The following is a 20,290-nucleotide window of genomic DNA, read 5'->3' as shown; positions in this document are numbered from 1 at the left end:
GCGAACCGCCGCACGTCACGGTCATTGGAGGTGAACGCGCCGTCCTTGAAGACCGGATGGGAGAACAGGTTGGTGGTGGCCGTGGTCACCGCCAGGCCGGTCTCCTCCAGCGCCTTGCGGAACGCCCCGACGCGCTCGTCGCGCTCGGCCGCGGTCGCGTCGAAGCCGAAGACGTCGTTGTCGTGGAAGTTGACGCCGTACGCGCCCAGCTCGGCCAGCCTGCGCACCGCCCGTTCGGCGGGCATCGGCGGCCGGGTGCCGGGGCCGAACACGTCAACGCCCTGCCAGCCCACCGTCCAGATGCCGAACGAGAACCGGTCCTCAGGGCGCGGGGTGTAGTCGGTCACAACCTTCTCCTCGGTGATCGTTATGCGGTGGCGTCGCGCAGAGCGGCGTAACGTTCGCGGACGCCGGCCGCGGCGGACACGTCGGCCGGGTCGGCGACGTGATGGGTCGAGGGGGGCGCGGGCCACGCGGACGGCCCGTCCGTGCCGGCCAGGGCCCAGGCGGCCTGGCGGGCGGCGCCGAGCGCCACGTACTCGCCGGGCTCGGGGACGGTCACCGGCGTGCCGAAGATCGCGGGTGCCAGCCGCCGCACGGCCTCCGACCGGGCGCCGCCGCCGACGAGCAGCGTGCGGCGCGGGGCGGCGCCCTGCGCGGCCAGGTGGTCGACGGCGTCGGCCAGCGAGCACAGCAGCGCCTCCACGGCGGCCCGCGCGAGGTTCTCCGGGGTGGCGTTCGCCGTGGTCAGCCCGCTCACCACGCCCGTCGCGGACGGCCGGTCGGGGGTACGTTCGCCGTCCAGGTAGGGCAACATCGTCACACCGCCGGCCCCGGCCCCGGCGGCGAGCGCGGCGGCCGACAGCCCGTCGAGGTCCGTGCCGGTCATGCGGGCCGCCGACGACAACACCCGCGCCGCGTTCAGCGTGCACACCAGCGGCAGGAAGCGCCCGGTCGCGTCGGCGAACCCGGCCACGAACCCGCCGGGGTCCGCCGCGGGCCGGTCGCTCACGGCGAAGGCCGTGCCGGACGTCCCGATCGACACCACGACGTCGCCCTCCTGGAGCCCCAGGCCCAGCGCCGCGCCCATGTTGTCGCCCGTCCCCGGCGCCAGCGCCGCGCCCCACCCGGTCTCGCCGACCGTCTCGCCGGGCCCGGCGACCCTCGGCAGCTCCGCCTCGTGGCCGAGCGCGGCGGCCAGCACGTCGGGCAGGTACCGCCCCTCCCCCGGCGACCAGTAGCCGGTGCCCGAGGCGTCGCCGCGGTCGGTGACGTACCCGTGCGCGCCGAGCCGCCAGGTCAGCCAGTCGTGCGGCAGCAGCACCGCCGCCGTGCGCCCGGCGTTGGCGGGCTCGGCCTCGGCCATCCAGCGCAGCTTGCTCACGGTGAACGCGGCGAGCGGCACGCTGCCGGCCCGTTCCGCGTACGCCTTGGGACCGCCGAACTCCTCGACCAGCGCGCGTGCCTGCGGCGCCGACCGGGTGTCGTTCCACAACAGCGCGTCCCGGACGACCTCTCCCCCGGAGTCGAGCGCCACCATCCCGTGCTGCTGGGCGGCGACCGCGACCGCGTCCGCACGTTCGAGCAGCTCGCGCACCTCGCCGAGCGCCGTCCACCAGTGCCGCGGATCGCACTCGGTCCCGTCGGGATGCGGCGCGGACGCCTGCGCGACCACCGTGCCGTCGTCGGCCCGGCACAGCACGACCTTCGTCGACTGGGTGGAGGAGTCGACCCCGGCGACCAGCATGAACCTCTCCGATCCGTCGAAACGCTTCGACAGCGCTCTGACCCTAAACGGTGGTGATCCACGACACAACAGGTGGAGTTACCTCCACCCACGCCCCTCTGCTCAGCCTCCCCCACAAGGCGGGGCTGAGCCCAGTGCCCCCACCTGGGTTTTCGATCAAGGTGGGTTTCACGGAACCCGAGACGGACAGAGGACGGGCACGATGGCGACCCTGGCGATGCGCACCAGAACGGTGCACCCCCTGCTGACCGAAGTCACCCTGCTGCTCGTCCTGTTCGCCGCCTACAAATGGGGCCGCACCCTGGTCGAGGGCGGCGTCCCCGAGGCGATGGCGAACGCCTCGTTCATCTGGGACCTGGAACGTACCCTCCACCTGCCCGACGAGCACACGCTCCAGAAGCTCGCCCTGCACTGGGACCTCACCGCGCTCCTGAGCAACCTCTACTACGTGGGCGTGCACTTCCCCGCCACCGCCGCCCTCCTCGTCTGGCTCTGGACGCGCCACCGCGAGCACTACGCCCGCATCCGCACCGAGCTCGTGCTGCTCACCGCCGCGGGCATGGCCGTCCACACGCTCTACCCGCTCGCGCCGCCGCGCCTGGCCGGCCTCGGCATGACCGACACGATGCTCACCGTCGGTCCCTCCGCCTACCCCGCGGCGGCGGACGGCATCGCCAACCAGTACGCCGCGATGCCGTCGCTCCACGTCGGCTGGGCGCTCCTGGTCTCCCTCGCGGTCGTCCGCGTCTCGTCCGTCCGGTGGCGATGGCTGATCGCGCTGCACGCCCCGGTCACCGTCGTGGTCGTGGTCGTGACCGCCAACCACTACTGGCTCGACGGCCTGGTCGCCGCCGCGCTCCTGGTCACCGCGATCGGCGCCGCCCACCTGCTGTACGCCCGCCGCCGCGACCAGTACGCGCTGGCGGCCTGACCGGCCGTACTAATCTGACCTCATGATCTCCGAAGCCGAGCTCGGGCACCTCCGCCGCTGTGTCGACCTCGCGGCCGAGGCGCTCGCCGACGGCGACGAGCCGTTCGGCTCCGTCCTGGTCTCCGCCTCGGGCGAGCGCCTCGCCGAGGACCGCAACCGCGTCGCCGGCGGCGACCGCACCCGCCATCCCGAGTTCGAGCTGGCCCGCTGGGCCGCGGCCAACCTGACCCCGGAGGAGCGCGCGGCCGCCACCGTCTTCACCTCCGGCGAGCACTGCCCCATGTGCGCCGCCGCCCACGCCTGGGTGGGCCTCGGCCGCATCGTCTACGCCGCGTCCTCGGCCCAGCTGGTCGCCTGGCTCACCGAGATCGGCGCCGGCGCTCCCCCGGTCAACCCTCTCCCCGTCCAGGAGATCGCCCCGCACGTCACCGTCGAGGGCCCGGTCGAACGGTTCGCCGACGAACTCCGCGCCCTCCACCACGAGTGCCACAAGCGCTAGATCGAGGCCTTCCGCGTCAGCGAGGGGGCGGCCCGCGGGACCGGGGGGCGTCACCGAGCGCCCTGGCCCGCACCCGCGTCGCCGAGCCGGATGCCCTCGACGAGGAAGGTCAGGAATCGTTCCCCGATCCCGGCGTCCTCGGGGAGGGCCTCGGCGGCCCAGGCGATCGCGTTGGCGAGCACGAACATGTCCAGCGCCGTCAGATCGGCGCGGACCGTCCCCGCCCGCTGCGCGCGGACCAGGAGCGCGCGTCCCGCGTCGCGCATGCCGTGGCAGGACGCGTAGAGCTCGGATTCCTCGTCTCGCAGGGCGGCGAGCATCGACTCCGCCAGTCCTTGGTAGACGCGCGTTCCGCGGGTGAACGCGCGGAGCCATTCCAGGAGCGCGTCGAGCGGGTCCGGCGCGTCGAGGAGGCCGGTGGCGCGAGCCCCCAGGGCGTCGAAACGTTCGCGCAGGAGCGTCTCCAGCAGCGCCTCCCTGGTGGGGAAATGCCGGTAGAGCGTACCGATGCCCACGTCGGCGCGCTTGGCGATCTCCTCGAGCGAGGCGCCGGTGCCCCTCTCGGCGATCAGCGCCTCGGCCTCCGCCAGAAGCCGCTCGTAGTTGCGCCGGGCGTCCGCGCGCATGGGCCGTCGCGGGGTGTCGTCCATCGAACTCCTTGCCTAAACGGAGGCGCCCTCCGTATATTGCCGCTATCCGGAGGCACCCTCAGCTTAAGGGAGCGGGCATGGCGAACGTGGTGGAGGAGGCCCGGCGGGGTCTCGGGCGGGTCGGCGTCTGGCTCATGAAGGCGCGGTGGGGGTACGTCCCGGCCGAGGTCGAGCGCGAGCAGATCCGGCGCATCGAGGCACTCGGATACGGCTCGGTCTGGGGCGGCGAGACCGTGGGGAGCAAGGACGCGTTCGTCCAGCACGGCGTCTACCTGGCGGCGACCGAACGCCTGATGGCCGGCACCGGCATCGCGAACGCCTGGTCGCGCCATGGCGCCACGACCCAGGGCGCGGGCGCCGCACTGGCCGAGGCGTATCCCGGACGTTTCGTGCTGGGCGTCGGGGTCGGGCACCCGTTCCAGGCCCGGTCGGTCGGCGCCGCGGAGTGGCGTCCACTGGGCAAGATGCGCGAGTACCTCGATGAGATGGACGCGGGCGTGCCCGCGCCGCCGGGCGCTCCGAAGCTCTCGATGCTGCCGGACGCGCCGTTCCCGAGGGTGCTCGCGGCGATCGGGCCGAAGATGCTCGGACTGGCGCGCGACCGGGCGGACGGGGCGCAGCCGTTCAACATCACCGTCGAGCACACGGCGCTGGCCCGCGAGATCCTCGGCCCGGACAAGCTGCTGATCCCCCAGCATTCGGTACTGCTGGAGACCGACGCGGTGAAGGCGCGCGAGACGTTGAGGGAGGGCACGCGGCAGGGGGCGGCCGTGCGCGCGTACGCGGACAACTTCCGGCGCCTCGGCTACACCGAGGAGGACCTCACGCAGGCGAGCGACCGGCTGATCGACGCGACGCACGCGTGGGGCGACGAGGAGGCCATCGCCCGGCGGATCGGAGAGCACCTCGACGCGGGCGCGGACCACGTCCTCGTCACGCCCGTCGCCGACAGCCTGACCGCCATGGTCGACGAGCTCGAGAAGCTCACCCCCGCCCTGCTGGGCGTCAGAACTGCGCGGCGGTAGCGCAGGCCTAGACGCCCGCTGGGACGGCACCCTCAGCCGTAGAACGTGACCAGATCCCGCGGCGGCAGCGCCCCCTCGGGAAAGCCGCGCGCGAAGTCGTTGAAGTCGAGCGTCTCGTCCACCGCGTCCAGCAGGACCTTCACCAGCTCGGCCGCCTCCACCCGGTCGACGACCGCGCGGTACGCCTCGCGCATCCCCGGCATCCGCTCGGCCCTCACGTGCCCGATGACCGGAACGTTCGCGGGCTCGGGCAAGGTGAACGGGCTGTCGTACATGAACCCCATGGGCGTGAGCTCCCGAGGCACCCCGGCGCCCTCGAACTCCGCGCTCGCCTCCTGGAGATACTGCGTGCCCAGCCGCAGCGGCCCGAAGTCGAACCGGATCGACTCGCCGTACTCGATCAGGTCCTGCAAGACCCGGGCGTAGACGTCGCCCGCGTCCGGATGCTTGGGCCGGTCGCCGAACACCTCGTCAACGGCCTCCACCATCGTCCGAGGCCCCTCGGCCTCACCCCGCGCGTCCACGATCGCCGCACGCCGCCGGCTCTCCTCCGCCGTCCCCATCGGCGGCTGCCTGATCCAGAGCTCGACGTCCTCGACACCGACGCTGTAAATCGTCAGCTGCGTACTCATCGCTTTCCTCCCGGTCCCCGCGCCACCACCAAAGATCACCGCGCCACGCCAGGGTAGGAGGGTCCGCCCGTTCCCCGCCACGCTTCCATGAACAGCGTCCGCCGTACGGACTCCCACGACCACGGCCTTCGCCCAGGCGACGGGAGCGCGTCCGTCGGCGACCTGTCAGGGGAAGGTCGGGTGGGCGGCGGAGCGGCCTCTCTGTTGTTCGTCTCGGGGATGGGCAAGAACGGCGTGCGGGTGTTTCGGGAGTAGTAGGGGACGCCCGCTGGGGCCCATGAATGTGGTGGCGGGCCTTTTCCTCTTGATCGTCGCGGTGGTGAACGTTCGCACGCCCGCTCCCGCCGCGTTCGCCGAATTCGCGGTGGCCGTCGCGGTCGCGATGGTGGCGCTCGTGTCGTGGCCGCACCGGGGGCTCGTCCGGGACCTCACCCGTCCGCCCCGCACCGACTCGTAGGGGCCGAAGCATGGAACTGGTTCTCAGCCTCCAAGGCGGAGGGGTTGCCCGAGGTGCGGGGCACGACCGGGCCGGGCGTCGAGCTCTGGGGGCTGATGATGGGCGCGGGCCCGCTGGCCGGGTGTTCAGTTGAGGGCGAGGGCGGCGGAGGCCATGTGGACTCCCGCGTCGTCCAGGGCGGTGCGCACCGCCCTGGCCAGGTCGACCGCGCCCTGGGTGTCGCCGTGGACGCAGATCGAGTCGGGGTCGATGGACAGGACGGAGCCGTCGACGGCGACCACCTCCCCCTCGGTGACCATGCGGACGCAGCGGTCGGCCACCTCGAACGGGTCGTGCAGGACGGCGCCGGGCTCGCGGCGCGAGACCAGGCGGCCGTCGGGGGTGTAGGCGCGGTCGGCGAACACCTCGTGCAGCGTCGGCAGGCCCGCGTCCGCGGCGAGGCGCAGCCAGGCCGACCCGGGCAGGCCCAGCGCCGGGAGCGCCGGGTCGAAGTCGAGGACGGCGTCCACGACGGCCTCGGCCTGGCGCTCGTCGTGGACGATCGCGTTGTAGAGGGCGCCGTGCGGCTTGATGTAGGCGACCCGGGTCCCGGCGACCTCGGCGAACTGCCGGAGCGCGCCCAGCTGGTAGAGGATGTCGTTGGCGAGTTCGGACGGCGGCACGTCCATGTAGCGCCGCCCGAATCCCGCCAGGTCGCGGTACCCGGTGTGCGCGCCCACCGTCACCCCGCGGCGGGCCGCGAGGTTGCAGGTGCGGCGCAGCACGGTGGGGTCGCCCGCGTGGAAGCCGCACGCGACGTTGGCGCTGGTCACCACGTCGAGCAGGGCCTCGTCGTCGCCGAGCTCCCAGCGGCCGAAGCTTTCGCCGAGGTCGGCGTTCAGGTCGATGCGCATGTCAGTTCCAGAGGTCGTCGATTCCGGACAGGGCCTGCCATCCCACGTACAGCGAGACGCACCAGGCGACGACGCCCAGCACGAGCAGCCAGGTCGGATAGCGGTAGTCGTGCAGGAGGTCGCGGCGGCGGCCGGCCACCCAGAGGATCACGCCGAGGCCGACCGGCAGGATGAGGCCGTTCAGCGCGCCGGCGAGGATCAGCAGGTTGACGGGAGTCTTGCCGATCGCCAGGTAGATGGCCGTCGAGATGACGATGAACGCGACGACCAGGTGGTTGCGGTGGCGCTCGATCCAGTCCGAGAACGAGACGAGGAACGAGACCGAGGTGTAGGACGCGCCGATCACCGAGGTGATGGCGGCGGACCACATGATGAGGCCGAAGACGCGCAGCCCGGCCTCGCCGCCCGCGTGCTCGAACGCGGAGGGCGCCGGGTTGTCGGCGGCCAGCTCGACGCCGCCGGCGACGACGCCGAGGACGGCCAGGAACAGCAGCACGCGCATCAGCGCGGTGATGAGGATGCCGTTGATCGAGCTGCGGGTGATCGCGCGGACGTGCTCGGTGCCCTGGACGCCTGACTCGATCATGCGGTGCGCGCCGGCGTAGACGATGTAGCCGCCGACGGTGCCGCCGATGAGGGTGGTGATGACGAGGAAGTCGACCTGCTCGGGGGCCACGGTCTGGGTGAGCGCCTCGCCGAACGGCGGGCCGGAGACGAACACGACGTACAGCGTCATGGCGATCATGACGATGCCGAGGACGATGACGATGCGGTCCATGGCGACGCCGGCCCGGCGGATCAGGAAGACGCCGATGGCGAACGCGGCCGACAGCATCCCGCCGATCTTGAAGTCGAGGCCGAGCAGCGCGTTCAGGCCGAGCGCGCAGCCCGCGACGTTGCCGATGTTGAAGACGACGCCGCCGAAGACGTCGAGCGCGGCGAGCAGGTAGCCGGCGCCGGGCGCGACCGCGTTGCCGAGGTCCTGGGCACGGCGGCCGGAGACGCCGACCACCCGCCACACGTTCAGCTGGATCGCGATGTCGATCAGGACCGAGACCAGGATCGCGAACGCCATGGCGGCGCCGAGCTTGGCGGTGAAGGCGGTGGTCTGGGTGATGAAGCCGGGGCCGATGGCGCTGGTGGCCATCAGGAACATCGCGCCGAGCAGCGCGGCGCGGTGGGTGGGCTGAGGTGACCGGATCTTTTCCTTGGTGGTTCCGTCCGTCATGGGGAGCCCCTCGGGGAGAGTCACGACCTTTCTGGCAGGGTAAGGATTGTTCAACAATCCAGCAATCCCCCCATCTGGGTTATCTTGGTTTCCACACCGCCGAGAAGGCCGGGACGACCAGCCTGGGAGGGCCGGAGTGACGCAGCCGTGGCTCAGCAACATCGCGGCGGAACGCGGCGTGCTCGACCGGTCGAGCACCGCGGCCCGGGTCGCCGACCTGCTCCGCGAGCAGATCATCACCGGGCTGCTCGTCCCCGGCACCCGCCTGCCCGAGGAGGAGCTGGGCAAGGTCGCCAAGGTGTCGCGCAACACGCTGCGCGAGGCGTTCCGGCTGCTCGTCCAGGAACGGCTGCTGGTGCACGAGTTCAACAGGGGCGTCTTCGTGCGCACGCTGACGGCCGGCGACGTGGCCGACATCTACCGGGCGCGGCGCATGCTGGAGTGCGAGGGCCTGCGCAGCGCCGCGACCGCGTCGCCCGCGGCGCTCGCCCGGCTCGACGCGGCCGTCACCATGGGCGAGGAGGCCGCGGCCGCGGACCTGTGGCCCAGGGTCGGCACCGCCGACCTGCGCTTCCACCAGGCCGTCACGGGCCTGGCCGGCAGCCCGCGGCTCGACGAGATGGTCTACCGCCTGCTCGCCGAGCTGCGGCTGGCGTTCCACACGATGAGCTCGCCGCGGGACTTCCACGCGCCCTACCTCAAGCGCAACCGGACGATCGTCGAGATGGTGCGCGGCGGCGACTCCGGCGCCGCCGAACGTGAGCTGCTCGACTACCTCGACACCGCCGAAACACAGCTCATCCGCGCGTACGAGGCCCAGACCCCGGACGCCTAGCCCACCGGCGGATCCTCGCCCGGCGGCACCGTTCAGGCACGCCGCTCACCCGGGCACGCCGTTCAGGGGGCGTAGTTCATGACGTGGTCGTGGAGGAGCTGGGGGGCGGCGGGGTCGCCGCGGCGGAACGCGTCGATGAGCTGGGCGTGCTCGGCGGACTTGGAGTAGATCTCGGTCCGGTGCAGGCGCAGCGAGAGCGTCGTCCACAACTCGATGCCGAGCGACTCCCAGACCGAGATGAGCAGGCGGTTGCCGGAGGCCTCGACGATCTCGCGGTGGAAGTCGATCGACAGGCGCATCTGCGCCTGGAGGTCGTCGGTCTCGGCGGCCTCGGCGAGGCGGGCGTTCTGTTCCTGAAGGGCGTCCAGGCGTTCGGCGAGGGTGGGCAGCGCCAACTCGACCGCGGTGCGCTCCAGGCCTGCCCGGACGGGGAAGATCTCGGCCAGGTCCTCTTCGGTGAACGCGCGGACGCGGGCGCCGCGGTTGGGCAGCGACTCGATCAGCCGGAGCGCCTCGAGCTGGCGGAGGGCCTCGCGGACCGGGCCCTGGCTGACCCCGAGCTCGGTGGCGATCCGGCGTTCGACGATGCGCTCCCCCGGCGCCCAGCGGCCGGTCGAGATCCCGTCCACGATGAACTCGCGGATCTGGTGGGACAGTCCGGTGCGCAGCAGGGGTGCGTCGTCGGTCGCGGCGTTCACGCGGTACATCGTAGAGCCCGGGGTCGAGGCCGCCGGGTGAAGGCCGGGCCGGTGGGGCGGAGGACGTAAGTGACTCTTGACGTGTCGCGTAGGATTCAGAATGATCGATCATTGATCAATGATGATCGATGAGTGGTCGGTGATCCCGCGCCACGCACCCTCGCAGGAAGAAGAACCGATGGCTGAGACCACGAAGGCCAAGCCCGCCCGCGCGCGCACGGCACGCGGGACCGCGGCCCGGACCCGCACCAGGGCTCCCCGGACCACCGCGAAGGCCGGGCAGGGCGCCGACCTCGTCGGCTACTACCGGCAGATGCTGCTCATCCGGCGGTTCGAGGAACGTGCCGCGCGGGCGTACACCGAGGCCAAGATCGGCGGCTACTGCCACCTCAACCTGGGTGAAGAGGCCACCGTGGTGGGCCTGATGTCGGCGCTGCGGCCGACGGACTACCTGTTCACCAACTACCGCGAGCACGGCTACGCGATCTCCAAGGGCATCGAGCCGCGCCGCGTGATGGCCGAGCTGTACGGGCGTTCGACCGGGGTCTCCAAGGGGTGGGGCGGGTCGATGCACATGTTCGACGCCGAGGCCCGGCTGCTCGGCGGGTACGGCATCGTCGGCGGGCAACTCCCGCTGGCCACCGGCGCCGCGCTCGCCGTCTCGTACAAGGGCGGCGACGACGTCGTCATGTGCCACATGGGCGAGGGAACGGCCGCCATCGGGGCCTTCCACGAGTCGCTCAACATGGCCGCGCTGTGGGACCTGCCGGTCGTCTTCGTGATCGTCAACAACGGCCTGGGCATGGGCACCACGGTCGAGAACTCCGCCGCCGAGCCCGAGCTCTGGCGGCGCGGCGCCGCCTACCGCATGGAGAGCGCCCGGGTGGACGGCAACGACGTGGTCGCGGTGCGCGAGGCGGCCTCGATCGCCGTCGAACGTGCCCGTTCCGAGAGCAAGCCCTACCTGCTGGAGGCCACCAGCCTGCGACTCAAGGGCCACTCGGTCGTCGACCCGGCGCGGTACCGCTCGCGCGAGGAGAAGGAGTCCCTCAAGGCCGCCGACCCGCTCGCCCGCCTGGCACTGGAGCTGGAGGAGGCCGGGATCCTCAGCCTCGAGGCCCGCGAGCGGCTCGACGCCGAGGTCATGGCCGAGGTCGAGGACGCCGCGGCGTTCGCCGACCAGAGCCCGCACCCCGACGTGTCGACGCTCTTCGACTACACCTACGCCACCCCGGTCGCGGGCGATCAGCGCCGCCTGCCCGCCGACCCCGTGTTCCAGGCCTGAGGAGGGCGAACGTTGGCCACCACGAGTTACCGCCAGGCCCTCCGGGAGACCCTGCGCGCCGAGATGCTCCGCGACGAGAACGTCTTCCTCCTGGGCGAGGAGATCGGCGTCTTCGAGGGCTCGTACAAGATCACCGAAGGCCTGCTCAAGGAGTTCGGCCCGCGCCGGGTGCGCGACACCCCCATCGCCGAGGAGGGCTTCGTCGGCGCCGCGATCGGCGCCGCCATGCTGGGCCTGCGCCCGGTCGTCGAGATCATGACGATCAACTTCTCGCTGCTGGCGCTGGACCAGATCGTCAACCACGCCGCGAAGATCTACGGCATGTTCGGCGGCCAGGCGTCGGTCCCGATGGTGATCCGCACCCCGGGCGGCGGCGGCCAGCAGCTCGGCGCCACCCACTCGCAGAACGTCGAGCTCTTCTACTCGTTCATCCCCGGGCTCAAGGTCCTCGCGCCGAGCACCCCCGCCGAGGCCTCGGCCATGCTCAAGGCCGCGATCCGCGACGACGACCCCGTCCTCTTCCTGGAGAACCTCGCCCTCTACAACACCAAGGGCGAGCTCCCGGCGGACATCCCCGACATCGAGCCCGCCGTCATCGGCCAGGCCGCCGTCACCCGTCCCGGCACCGACATCACGATCGTCGCGTACTCCCGGATGGCGCACGTCGCCACCGAGGTCGCCGAGACCCTCGCCGCCGACGGCATCTCCGCCGAGGTCGTCGACCTGCGCAGCCTGCGCCCGCTCGACCGGCGGACCGTCGTCGACTCCGTCCGCCGCACCGGCTGCGCCGTGGTCGCCGAGGACGACTGGCTGACGTACGGCATCGGCGCGGAGATCGCCGCGTCGATCCAGGAGGGCGCCTTCGACTGGCTCGACGCCCCCGTCCGCCGCGTGGCCATGGCCGAGGTGCCGCTCCCCTACTCCAAGCCCCTGGAACTGGCCGCGCTGCCCTCCGCCGACTCACTGATCACCGCCGTGCGCGACACTCTCCGCGCGCGCGGCCGCCGCCTGCAGGAGACCGTGCGATGACCGAGATCCTCATGCCCCGCCTCTCCGACACCATGGAGGAGGGCGTCATCAGCTCCTGGCAGAAGCGGCCGGGAGACGAGGTCGCGGTGGGCGACGTGATCGTCGACATCGAGACCGACAAGGCCGTCATGGAGTTCGAGGCCTACGAGGCCGGCGTCCTCGCGGAGATCCTCGTCCCCGAAGGCCAGACCGCCGCCATCGGCGCCCCCATCGCGCGCCTCACCCCCAAGGGCACCCCCGCCGCAACTCCCCCGGCCACCGCCGCTCCCCCGGCCGCCGCACCTGCCCCGGCCGCGCCTTCCCCGGCCGCCGCGCCCAGCCCCGCCACTGCTCCCGCCGCTCCTTCGGCCGGTGGCTCTGCCCCGGCCGCCGCGCCGGGCCCCGCCGCCGCTGCTCCTGGCGCCGCCGCTGCCCCGGCCTCTACCGTCGACGCTCCTGAGCCCGCGCCCACTCCCGCGACGGAGTCCACGCCCCAGCGCGTGGGGGTCGCCGCCCCGGCACAGGACGGCACAGCCACCGGTCCCCGTTCACGCCCGCCATCCTCGCCGCTCGCCCGCCGCCTGGCCCGCGACCACGGCCTCGACCTCACCACGATCACCGGCTCGGGCCCGGCCGGACGCATCGTCCGCGCCGACATCGAAGCCGCCATCCGCGAAGCACCGGCACCGGCACCGGCACCTGCCCCGGCACCGGCCGCCGCACCTCAGGCACCGGCACCCGCCACCTCCGCGCCCGCGCCCGCGTCCGCGCCCGCGTCCAAGGCGGACGCGGACACCGAGGTGGTGCCGCTCAACCGGTTCCGCAAGGTCGCCGCGCGCCGCCTCACCGAGAGCAAGCGCAACGCGCCGCACTTCTACCTGACGCGCGACGTCGACGCCGAGGCCCTCACCGCGTTCCGGAAGACCATGAACGAGGCGCTCGCCCCGGCCAAGATCAGCGTGAACGACCTGATCGTCAAGGCCGTCGCCACCGCGCTCCGCGAGCACCCGGAGATCAACGTCTCGTTCACCGACGAGAACCTCCTCGTCCACAAGCGCATCCATGTGGGCGTCGCGGTCGCGGTCGAGGACGGCCTGCTCGTCCCGGTCATCCGCGACACCGACCGCAAGGGCGTCGCCGAGATCGGCGCCGAGACGCGCGCGCTGGCCGCCAAGGCCCGCGACGGCAAGCTCGGCGCGAACGAGATGAGCGGCGGCACGTTCAGCGTCAGCAACCTGGGCATGTTCGGCATCGACCACTTCTCGGCGGTCATCAACCCGCCCGAGTCGGCCATCCTCGCCGTCGGCGCCGTCCGCGACGAGCCCGTCGTCAAGGACGGCCAGGTCGTCGCGGGCCAGCGCATGTCGGTGACCGCCTCGTTCGACCACCGCGCCATCGACGGCGCGACCGGCGCCAAGTTCCTGGCCCGTCTGGTCGACCTCCTGGAGAACCCCCTCCTCATCGTCGCCTGACGACGAACGTGTGCCCGCCGCCGGTGCGGGGCGGCGGGCACCCGGCGGCGGCCGCGACCGGCCCGATCGCGACGAGAAACCCGGGTACGACGTGAGCGAGGGGCGCGATGCCGGTGCGTCAGAAGACCTCGCGCAAGTGATGTCGCGACCGAATCTGATTCGGTAGCTTGGGGTGATGGACGTCTTCGCGGACCTTCGGGCCGAGTACGAACACCTCGACGGCGTTCTCGCCGGGCTCCCGGCCGCGCAGTGGGCACATCCGTCGGCGGCCGAGGGGTGGACGGTGGCCGACGTCGTGCTGCATCTGGCGCAGACCGAGGAGATGGCCGCCGCGTCGGTCGCGGGCGACGAGTCGGTGTTCGAACTCATCCAGCCGGGGCAGGTGGACGCGATGGCGGCTGATGTCGTGGCCGCGCAGCGGGACGTCTCCCCTGGTGACCTGCTGGAACGGTGGCGCGCGGTGGCCTCGGTCACGCCGGGGGCACTGGCGGCGGTGCCGCCGGGCACGCGGCTGCGGTGGATCACCAACCGGATGTCCGCGGCGGCGCTGGCCACCACCCGGCTCGCCGAGCACTGGACGCACGCGCACGACATCACCGACGCGCTCGGCATCCCCTATCCGGACACGGCACGGTTGCGGCACATCGCCTGGCTCGGCCACCGCACGCTGCCGTACGCCTTCGAGGCCCAAGGGGTCGAGGGCGGACCCGTGCGGTGCGCACTCACCTCGCCCGAGGGGGAGATCTGGGCGTTCGGCGATCCTGCCGCGGCCTCGGCCATCACCGGGCCCGCGAGCGACTTCTGCCGCGTGGGCGCACAACGCCTGGCCCCGGGAGCGTCCGGGCTGAAGGCGACCGGGCCCTACGGGCCCCAGGCGCTCGGCGTGCTCCGCAACTACGCCGTCTGAGGGGCCGCCGGTGAGCGGCGCCTGATCCAGATCATGCAGCGGCCCGTCTTGGCGGGGGCGTCCTTGTCGTCGTCCACGACGCGGTCGAGGTCGAAGGCCAGGCGGCGCGGGACGGCGGCGCTCGCGACGTTCGCCTGATCGCAGTGGATCTCGATGCGCTCGACCCCGGGGAGGGCGAGGCCGGCTTCGGTGACGGCCCGGGCCGCCCTGGTCATGAGACCTCGGCCGGTGTGGTCGGCGTGCAGCCAGTAGCCGACCTCCAGGGCCCCGGTGTCCAGGCGGGCGTGCAGGCCGACGGTGCCCAGGACATGTCCGTCGTCCGGTCCGAAGATGCCGTAGAGGTAGGCCTCGCCGGTGTCCCACTGGGAGATCGCCGATTCGACGAAGGCCTCCATCTCGCGGAGCACCGGCGGCTGAGCGGCCCAGGGCATCCACGGGTGCAGGCTCTCGAAGGACTTCAGGACGGCCGTGAGCAGGGGCGGGACGTCCGCGGGAATCCAGCGGCGCACCAGCATGCCGTCGAGGGCGATGCGTTCCGGCGGTCTCATCTTCCGATCATGCAAGAGGGCTCAGGTGCGGGGCAAAGGGTTTGGCGGGGCGAGCCCGCCGGGGACCGGGGGGCGGCGGGGCCGCCCACCGAGTCCGTCTAGGGTGCCCTGGCCGGGAAGCGGATGACCCGGTCGTCGTCGGGGGCGGGGGTTCCCCGGCCGTCGCGGTTGCTGGTGAGGATCCACAGGTGGCCGTCGGGGGCGACGGCGACCTCGCGGAGGCGGCCGTAGGCGGCGGCGAGCTCGGCGGTCGGCGGGCCGGACGTGCCACCGCCGCCGTCCAGGGGGACCAGCCACAGGCGGGTGCCGCGGAGGGCGGCGGCGTAGAACGTGTCGCCCGCGACCGTTCCGCCGGAGGGTGAGGCCTGGGAGGTCGACCAGGTGACGAGGGGATCGCGGTAGGTGGGCTCGCCGCCGTCGCCCTCGACCTCGGGCCAGCCGTAGTTGGAGCCCGCGGTGATGTGGTTGACCTCGTCCCAGGTGTTCTGGCCGAACTCGGTGGCGTACATGTGGCCGCCGCCCCAGCCGAAGCCCTGCACGTTGCGGTGGCCGAGGGTGTAGACGAGGGACGACGGGGTCGGGTTGTCGGAGGGGACGCCGCCGTCCGGGTTCAGTCGGAGGATCTTGCCGCCGAGGCTGGCCGGGTTCTGGGCGTTGCCGGTCTGCGCGGCGTCGCCCGTTCCGGCGTAGAGCTTGCCGTCGGGGCCGAAGTGGATGCGTCCGCCGTTGTGCACGGACGCCTTGGGGATGCCGGCGACGACCACTTCCTGGGTGGGGGTGGCGGCCGGCTTGAAGCGGACGATGCGGTTGTCGGAGGCGGCCGTGTAGTACGCGTAGACGTACCCGTCCTCGGCGTAGGCCGGGGACACGGCCAGGCCCAGGAGGCCGCCCTCGCCCGCGGGTTGCACGCCGGTGAGGCGGGCGACCTCGGTGGCCGGGGAGCCGGGGGTCAGGCGAAGGATGCGGGCGCTGTCGCGTTCGGAGACCAGGGCGCTGCCGTCCGGGAGGAACGCCAGGCCCCAGGGGGCGGTCAGGCCGGTGGCCACGACGTCGGGGGCGGTGAAGTCGAATTCGGGGTCGGCGGCGCCGGCAGCGGCGTCGGCGGTCAGGGGTGCGAGGGACAGGGCGATGCCGAGGACGAGTGCGCGGAGCCTCATGGCGGGGGCCTCTCAGCGGGGGGCGGACTCCCGGGTCACGGGCCGGATCACGACCGAGTACGTGTGGTCGCGGTCAGGCCGCACCTGGTATTCGGGGCGTACGGGGTTGGGAGTGTCCCCGACGCCGGTGACGGCGTGGTTCACGTGGAGGGTGTTCCAGCCTGGGTTGCGTACGCGGGCGAACGGATAGAGGGCGCGGTCCAGGTCGTCGTACGGGGTGACCGAGACCTCGAGGTCACCGCCGACGAGGAGGCCCGCGCCGCGGGTGTCGGTGAGCGCGGCCCAGCGGACGTCGTCGTGGTTGCCGTAATCCTGGGGCCGGTAGTACGAGACGTACTGCCCGTCGACGGAGGACGACCAGACGCCCATCGGGGTGCCGTCCTTGCGGTCGTTGTAGTTCTCGACCGGGCCTCGCCCGTACCAGGAGAGGCGCTGGAAGGCGTCGGGGAGCTTGAGGGTGAAGCCGACGCGGGCCAGGTAGGGGACGGTGCGGACGCGGCCCTGCGGGGTGACGTGGTGGTTCAGGTCGATCTGGCCCGCGCCGTCGACGGTGTAGGTGGTGGTCTGGTCGAGCCAGGCGTCGGGGTGGCCGGGGGCGGAGACGCGGCTGGTGATGGCGACGGTGGCCTTGTCGCCGGGGGTGACGGTGATGCCGGTCGGTGTGGTGACGAGGCGGTCGAGACCGGCCAGGCGCCAGTCCTCGCCCTCGGCGCGGCCCCAGGTGTAGGTCTCGTTGCTGATGGGAGCGCGCCAGACGTCCAGCTCGGGGCCGGTGCGGAGGAGCTCGACGCCCTTGTGGCGCATGGACGTGAGGGTGCCCTGAGCGCGGTCGAACACGTACCGGAAGTCGCGGCCGGACACCACGATCTCCTTCTCGTTCTGGGTCGTTCCGGCCTTCCCCGTGGAGGGCAGGCGAATCCCCGGAACGTCCGTACCGCCGGCCGGGAACTGCCCGAAGCCGACGCGGTGCCCGGCCGGGGCGTACCAGGTGCGCTTCTTGAGCACGGCCTCGACCGTCAGCCAGCGTTCGTTCGCGGACGGCGGCAGGGCAGGGATCGGCACCGCGCCCGTCCTCATGGGCAGGGTGCCGGAGCGGAGGGTCGTGCGGCCTTCGGTGTGGCGCCAGCGCAGTTCGAGGTCGCCGGTGCCGGCGAAGGCACGTTCGGAGGTGGCGGTGACCTGGTCGCCCGTCCGGGTGAAGCGGATGGGCGACTGGACCCAGGAGAGCTGGGCCAGCTCGGGCTGGAGGTAGCGGTCCGAGCCGACCAGGCCGTCGACGCCCGACAGGCTCTCGCCGTTGGAGAGGAAACCGCCCTTCTGGTCGAACGCGTCGAAGTCGAGGGCCAGCAGGGCGTCCCCGGTGGGGTCGGCGCCGGAGGCCATCTCGGACGGGGTGAGGGCACGGCCGTAGACGCGGACGTCGTCGATCGTGCCGTGCGCCATGCGGCCGTTCCACTGGTCCTGCATGAGCTCGGAGTTGCGGCCCACGTTGACGTCCCACGACGACCAGGCGATGGTCCCGCTGTACGGGACCGCGGCCGCCTGCCTTCCGTCCACGTAGAGGCGCAGGGCGGTGCCGTCGTAGGCGCCGGTGACGCGGTGCCAGGCGTCGTGCCAGCCGTCGGGGACGGGGGCGCGGACGGTCCGCCAGGCGCCGGCGCTGTAGATGAAGAACTCCAGCGTGGTCGCGTTCGCCATCTTCAGGCCGTACTGGTGGTCGCCCTTGGTGATGATCGTGAAGTCGCCCGTCCAGGGATGGGCGGGCTTCACCCAGGAGTCGAGCGTGACCTGGTTTCCGGTGAGGTCCAGCCGCCGGTCGCGGTAGACCTCCACGAAGTCGTCCAGGCCGGAGAAGTAGAGCGCCTTCCCGCGATGCCCGTCGACCCGCTCGGGCAGGCCCTGCAACCACGTCTTGATCTTGCCGGGCGAGCCGTCCGGGGTGGTGATGAGGGGATGCCGGAGGTTGGCCTCGGCCCAGTCCCAGATGAAGCCGCCCTGCACCTGCGGATACCGCCGGACGACCTCCCAGAACTCGCGGAAGTTGCCGAGGCTGTTGCCCATCGCGTGGGCGTACTCGCCCATGATGATCGGCTTGGACGTCACGGCGGCCTGGGCGGCGAGGCGGGCCGGGGTCGGGTAGCGCGGGCCCCAGACGTGGGCGAACGGGGCGTCGCCGTCCGGCGAGTTGGACTGGTGGTAGAGCGGCCGGGTCGGGTCGGTCGCCCTGGCCCAGCCGGCCATCGCGTAGTGCGCCCGCCCGAGGCCCGCCTCGTTGCCGGTGTCCCAGAGGAAGACGCTCGGGTGGTTCTTGTCGCGCGCCACCATCGCCTGGAAGCGTTCGAGGAACGCATTCTGCCATTCGGGCCGGTCGGCGAGGCAGTCGCGCGGGTGCCCGGCGGGCAGGGCGCAGTTCTCCAGGTTGTGGGTCTCGATGTCGACCTCGTCGTCGATCCACAGCCCGCGCCGGTCGGCCAGGTCGTAGAGGTACGGGTCGGACGGGTAGTGCGAGGTGCGGACGGCGTTGACGTTGAGCCGCTTCATCAGGGCGACGTCGGACTCCTGCCGGGCGCGGGTCTGGTGCCGCCCGGTGTCGGGGTCGGTCTCGGCACGGTTGACGCCCTTGATCAGGATGCGCCTGCCGTTGACGAGCAGTTGCCGGTCGCGGATCTCGATCTCGCGGAAGCCGACGTTCTCGCCGGTGGTCTGCGACACCTGCCCGTCCGGTCCGGCCAGTTCGAGGCGCAGCCGGTAGAGGCCGGGGGTCTCGTCCGACCACTTGGCCGGGTCGCTCACCGGCGTCGACAACCGCAGCACGGCCGTCTCGCCGGTCACCGCGGCCCTGCCCTCGAAGCGCCGCACCGGCGTGCCGTCCGGGTCGAGCAGAGTGGCCCGCACGGTGTGCTCGCCCGCCGCGCCGCCGCCCTTGCGGGCGAGGGTGAGCGAGGCGTTGAGGGTGGCGTCGCGGTACGAGGCGTCCAGGTCGGTGGTGATGGAGGCGTCGCGGATGTACGTCGCCGGGGTGGAGTACGCCCGCACCGAGCGGAAGATGCCGCTGTAGCGCCACTGGTCGACGTCTTCGAGGTACGAGCCGGAGCTCCAGCGGTGGACCTGCACCGCGACCGTGTTGGCGCCCGCGCGCACGTGGTCGCTCACGTCGAACTCGGCCGGGGTGTAGCCGCCCTGGTCGTAGCCGGCGTACCGCCCGTTCACCCACACGAAGTACGCGCTGGTCACGCCCTCGAAGCGGAGGAACGTGCGGCGGTCGCGCGTCCACTCGCCGGGCAGGTCGAGCCGCTTGACGTAGGCGCCCGTCGGGTTGACGTCGCGCGGCGTCCGCGGCGGGTCGTCCGGCCAGACCTCGGTGGGGACGTTGCGGAACATCGGATGGTCGACGCGGTCGCTCTGCCAGGTGTGCGGCACCCTGGTCCTGGGCCACCGGGACGTGTCGTAGCCGTCGCGGTGGAACCCGGCGGGCACCTCCCCCGGGCGGTCGAACATCCGCAACCGCCACTCGCCGTCCAGCGACCGCGTCCACCGTTCGGCGTCGTCCGGCTCGAGCATGGCGTGCGGGGGTTCCTGACCCTCCGCCACCCTTTCCGGATCGTCCAGATACGTGTAAACGTCCGCCGGCGGATCGGCCCGGACGGCGCCGGCCGCCGCGGGGCCCGCGCGGGGCAGCAGGGCCATGGCGAGGAGAATCGCCAGGCAGACGGCCAGAGAACGGGAGCGGGAGCGTAGCACCATTGCCGCACGCCTCCTTGGCGGGGTCGCCTGGGACGCTAGATCGACTCCGCACGCCCGTCAATCGTGACGGTCAGGACGCTTCGAGGCGGAAGAGGCGTTCGTCGATGTGGTCCAGGGCGAGCCGGACGGCGCCCAGCCCCACCGCCTCGTCGCCCAGCGCGGACGCCTCGATCCGGGTCGGCCCCAGGCAGAGCGGCCGGACGTGCCGCCGGAGCTCCTCGACGAGCCGGTCGCCGGCGTGGGTGAGCTCACCGCCGACGACGATCATCTCCGGGTCGAGCGCGAGCGCCATCGCGGCGATGCCGCGCGCCATGCGGGCGGCGAGCCGTTCGACGAGCGCGACCGCCTCGGGGTCGCCGCGCATCGCCGCGTCCAGAACCCGTTCGGCCCCCGACTCGGACGAGGCCGTGCTTCCCGGCACGCCACCCGACGTGCTGGCTGACCTGTCGGGGGGGGGGGGCGCGCCCCGGGGGGGGGGGGGGGCCCGCCGCGGGCCCCCCCCCCGCCCCGCGGGGGGGGCGGGGGGGGGCCCCGGGGGCGGGGAGACCGCCACCGCCCCCCCGCCCCCCCCGCC

Annotated in this window: 19 protein-coding genes and 1 pseudogene; 9 read left to right on the top strand and 11 right to left on the bottom strand. The window is 72.7% G+C overall.

Going from position 1 to position 20,290, the window contains the following annotated elements; all coding sequences use genetic code 11:
• Together ABZ810_RS42865 and xylB are read right to left on the bottom strand one after the other, a co-directional pair.
• Positions 1-347 (bottom strand): annotated as a pseudogene (locus tag ABZ810_RS42865) (xylose isomerase); the annotation flags it as partial.
• Positions 348-367: 20 nt separating this feature from the next.
• A complete protein-coding gene (gene xylB, locus ABZ810_RS42860; RefSeq protein WP_358413049.1) occupies positions 368-1,747 on the bottom strand; it encodes a xylulokinase in 1,380 nt (459 codons plus the stop codon).
• A gap of 202 nt (positions 1,748-1,949) precedes the next feature.
• Here xylB and ABZ810_RS42855 point away from each other — a divergent pair, with 202 nt between their 5' ends.
• Both ABZ810_RS42855 and ABZ810_RS42850 read left to right on the top strand, forming a co-directional pair.
• The gene (locus tag ABZ810_RS42855; RefSeq protein ID WP_358413048.1) at positions 1,950-2,678 is read left to right on the top strand and encodes a phosphatase PAP2 family protein; all 729 of its coding nucleotides are present in this window, start codon (positions 1,950-1,952) and stop codon (positions 2,676-2,678) included.
• Positions 2,679-2,700: 22 nt separating this feature from the next.
• Positions 2,701-3,177: a nucleoside deaminase gene (locus tag ABZ810_RS42850; RefSeq protein WP_358413046.1), complete on the top strand. Its 477-nt coding sequence runs from the start codon at positions 2,701-2,703 to the stop codon at positions 3,175-3,177.
• Positions 3,178-3,227: 50 nt separating this feature from the next.
• Here ABZ810_RS42850 and ABZ810_RS42845 read toward each other — a convergent pair whose 3' ends face one another.
• Entirely contained in the window at positions 3,228-3,827 is a 600-nt protein-coding gene (locus ABZ810_RS42845) for a helix-turn-helix domain-containing protein (RefSeq protein WP_358413044.1), read from the bottom strand.
• A gap of 77 nt (positions 3,828-3,904) precedes the next feature.
• Between ABZ810_RS42845 and ABZ810_RS42840 the strand changes: the two genes are divergently transcribed.
• Positions 3,905-4,852 carry a TIGR03620 family F420-dependent LLM class oxidoreductase gene (locus tag ABZ810_RS42840; protein WP_358413042.1) on the top strand — a complete coding sequence of 316 codons (948 nt, stop codon included), beginning with the start codon at positions 3,905-3,907 and terminating at the stop codon, positions 4,850-4,852.
• 32 nt (positions 4,853-4,884) lie between these two features.
• Here the strand turns inward: ABZ810_RS42840 and ABZ810_RS42835 are convergent, their stop codons facing one another.
• A complete protein-coding gene (locus ABZ810_RS42835) occupies positions 4,885-5,484 on the bottom strand; it encodes a hypothetical protein (protein ID WP_358413040.1) in 600 nt (199 codons plus the stop codon).
• 319 nt (positions 5,485-5,803) lie between these two features.
• On the opposite strand from ABZ810_RS42835, the gene ABZ810_RS42830 reads away from it, so the two are divergent.
• Positions 5,804-5,941, top strand: a complete 138-nt coding sequence (locus tag ABZ810_RS42830; protein ID WP_358413039.1) for a hypothetical protein — start codon at positions 5,804-5,806, stop codon at positions 5,939-5,941.
• Positions 5,942-6,066: 125 nt separating this feature from the next.
• Here ABZ810_RS42830 and ABZ810_RS42825 read toward each other — a convergent pair whose 3' ends face one another.
• Together ABZ810_RS42825 and ABZ810_RS42820 are read right to left on the bottom strand one after the other, a co-directional pair.
• Positions 6,067-6,834 carry a 5-oxoprolinase subunit PxpA gene (locus tag ABZ810_RS42825; RefSeq protein ID WP_358413037.1) on the bottom strand — a complete coding sequence of 256 codons (768 nt, stop codon included), beginning with the start codon at positions 6,832-6,834 and terminating at the stop codon, positions 6,067-6,069.
• Position 6,835: 1 nt separating this feature from the next.
• Positions 6,836-8,062 carry an NRAMP family divalent metal transporter gene (locus ABZ810_RS42820; protein ID WP_358413035.1) on the bottom strand — a complete coding sequence of 409 codons (1,227 nt, stop codon included), beginning with the start codon at positions 8,060-8,062 and terminating at the stop codon, positions 6,836-6,838.
• A 136-nt stretch (positions 8,063-8,198) separates the two neighbouring features.
• Between ABZ810_RS42820 and ABZ810_RS42815 the strand changes: the two genes are divergently transcribed.
• Positions 8,199-8,897 carry a GntR family transcriptional regulator gene (locus tag ABZ810_RS42815; RefSeq protein ID WP_358413033.1) on the top strand — a complete coding sequence of 233 codons (699 nt, stop codon included), beginning with the start codon at positions 8,199-8,201 and terminating at the stop codon, positions 8,895-8,897.
• Between the two features lie 62 nt (positions 8,898-8,959).
• On the opposite strand, the gene ABZ810_RS42810 is transcribed toward ABZ810_RS42815, so the two are convergent.
• The gene (locus tag ABZ810_RS42810) at positions 8,960-9,595 is read right to left on the bottom strand and encodes a GntR family transcriptional regulator (RefSeq protein WP_358413031.1); all 636 of its coding nucleotides are present in this window, start codon (positions 9,593-9,595) and stop codon (positions 8,960-8,962) included.
• A gap of 178 nt (positions 9,596-9,773) precedes the next feature.
• On the opposite strand from ABZ810_RS42810, the gene pdhA reads away from it, so the two are divergent.
• The 4 genes from pdhA to ABZ810_RS42790 all read left to right on the top strand — a co-directional run bounded on the left by pdhA (position 9,774) and on the right by ABZ810_RS42790 (position 14,267).
• Entirely contained in the window at positions 9,774-10,880 is a 1,107-nt protein-coding gene (gene pdhA / locus ABZ810_RS42805; protein WP_358413029.1) for a pyruvate dehydrogenase (acetyl-transferring) E1 component subunit alpha, read from the top strand.
• Positions 10,881-10,892: 12 nt separating this feature from the next.
• On the top strand, positions 10,893-11,909 hold the full coding sequence (locus ABZ810_RS42800) for an alpha-ketoacid dehydrogenase subunit beta (protein ID WP_358413027.1): 1,017 nt from the start codon (positions 10,893-10,895) through the stop codon (positions 11,907-11,909).
• Entirely contained in the window at positions 11,906-13,360 is a 1,455-nt protein-coding gene (locus ABZ810_RS42795) for a dihydrolipoamide acetyltransferase family protein (protein ID WP_358413025.1), read from the top strand. Before ABZ810_RS42800 ends, ABZ810_RS42795 begins: the two co-directional genes overlap by 4 nt.
• A 175-nt stretch (positions 13,361-13,535) precedes the next feature.
• Positions 13,536-14,267, top strand: a complete 732-nt coding sequence (locus ABZ810_RS42790) for a maleylpyruvate isomerase family mycothiol-dependent enzyme (protein WP_358413023.1) — start codon at positions 13,536-13,538, stop codon at positions 14,265-14,267.
• Here ABZ810_RS42790 and ABZ810_RS42785 read toward each other — a convergent pair.
• The 4 genes from ABZ810_RS42785 to ABZ810_RS42770 all read right to left on the bottom strand — a co-directional run bounded on the left by ABZ810_RS42785 (position 14,255) and on the right by ABZ810_RS42770 (position 20,137).
• The gene (locus ABZ810_RS42785) at positions 14,255-14,815 is read right to left on the bottom strand and encodes a GNAT family N-acetyltransferase (RefSeq protein WP_358413021.1); all 561 of its coding nucleotides are present in this window, start codon (positions 14,813-14,815) and stop codon (positions 14,255-14,257) included. The genes ABZ810_RS42790 and ABZ810_RS42785 overlap by 13 nt on opposite strands.
• A 98-nt stretch (positions 14,816-14,913) precedes the next feature.
• A complete protein-coding gene (locus tag ABZ810_RS42780; protein ID WP_358413019.1) occupies positions 14,914-15,972 on the bottom strand; it encodes a PQQ-dependent sugar dehydrogenase in 1,059 nt (352 codons plus the stop codon).
• A 12-nt stretch (positions 15,973-15,984) separates the two neighbouring features.
• The gene (locus ABZ810_RS42775) at positions 15,985-19,716 is read right to left on the bottom strand and encodes a glycoside hydrolase family 2 TIM barrel-domain containing protein (protein ID WP_358413018.1); all 3,732 of its coding nucleotides are present in this window, start codon (positions 19,714-19,716) and stop codon (positions 15,985-15,987) included.
• Between the two features lie 70 nt (positions 19,717-19,786).
• Positions 19,787-20,137 (bottom strand): ROK family protein, encoded by a 351-nt coding sequence (locus tag ABZ810_RS42770; protein ID WP_358413016.1) that lies wholly within the window; start codon positions 20,135-20,137, stop codon positions 19,787-19,789.
• Positions 20,138-20,290: the final 153 nt, after the last annotated feature.

Source organism: Spirillospora sp. NPDC047279, assembly GCF_040643285.1.
Taxonomy (GTDB): domain Bacteria; phylum Actinomycetota; class Actinomycetes; order Streptosporangiales; family Streptosporangiaceae; genus Spirillospora.
The sequence above is the reverse complement of the archived record's forward strand: the minus strand, read 5'-3'. Positions and strand labels throughout refer to the sequence as shown.

Bases quoted from the DNA above. Each gene is read 5' to 3' on its own strand.
- xylB (WP_358413049.1), bottom strand. From the start codon at position 1,747: ATGCTGGTCGCCGGGGTCGACTCCTCCACCCAGTCGACGAAGGTCGTG.
- ABZ810_RS42855 (WP_358413048.1), top strand. From the start codon at position 1,950: ATGGCGACCCTGGCGATGCGCACCAGAACGGTGCACCCCCTGCTGACC.
- ABZ810_RS42850 (WP_358413046.1), top strand. From the start codon at position 2,701: ATGATCTCCGAAGCCGAGCTCGGGCACCTCCGCCGCTGTGTCGACCTC.
- ABZ810_RS42845 (WP_358413044.1), bottom strand. From the start codon at position 3,827: ATGGACGACACCCCGCGACGGCCCATGCGCGCGGACGCCCGGCGCAAC.
- ABZ810_RS42840 (WP_358413042.1), top strand. From the start codon at position 3,905: ATGGCGAACGTGGTGGAGGAGGCCCGGCGGGGTCTCGGGCGGGTCGGC.
- ABZ810_RS42835 (WP_358413040.1), bottom strand. From the start codon at position 5,484: ATGAGTACGCAGCTGACGATTTACAGCGTCGGTGTCGAGGACGTCGAG.
- ABZ810_RS42825 (WP_358413037.1), bottom strand. From the start codon at position 6,834: ATGCGCATCGACCTGAACGCCGACCTCGGCGAAAGCTTCGGCCGCTGG.
- ABZ810_RS42820 (WP_358413035.1), bottom strand. From the start codon at position 8,062: ATGACGGACGGAACCACCAAGGAAAAGATCCGGTCACCTCAGCCCACC.
- pdhA (WP_358413029.1), top strand. From the start codon at position 9,774: ATGGCTGAGACCACGAAGGCCAAGCCCGCCCGCGCGCGCACGGCACGC.
- ABZ810_RS42795 (WP_358413025.1), top strand. From the start codon at position 11,906: ATGACCGAGATCCTCATGCCCCGCCTCTCCGACACCATGGAGGAGGGC.
- ABZ810_RS42790 (WP_358413023.1), top strand. From the start codon at position 13,536: ATGGACGTCTTCGCGGACCTTCGGGCCGAGTACGAACACCTCGACGGC.
- ABZ810_RS42785 (WP_358413021.1), bottom strand. From the start codon at position 14,815: ATGAGACCGCCGGAACGCATCGCCCTCGACGGCATGCTGGTGCGCCGC.
- ABZ810_RS42780 (WP_358413019.1), bottom strand. From the start codon at position 15,972: ATGAGGCTCCGCGCACTCGTCCTCGGCATCGCCCTGTCCCTCGCACCC.
- ABZ810_RS42775 (WP_358413018.1), bottom strand. From the start codon at position 19,716: ATGGTGCTACGCTCCCGCTCCCGTTCTCTGGCCGTCTGCCTGGCGATT.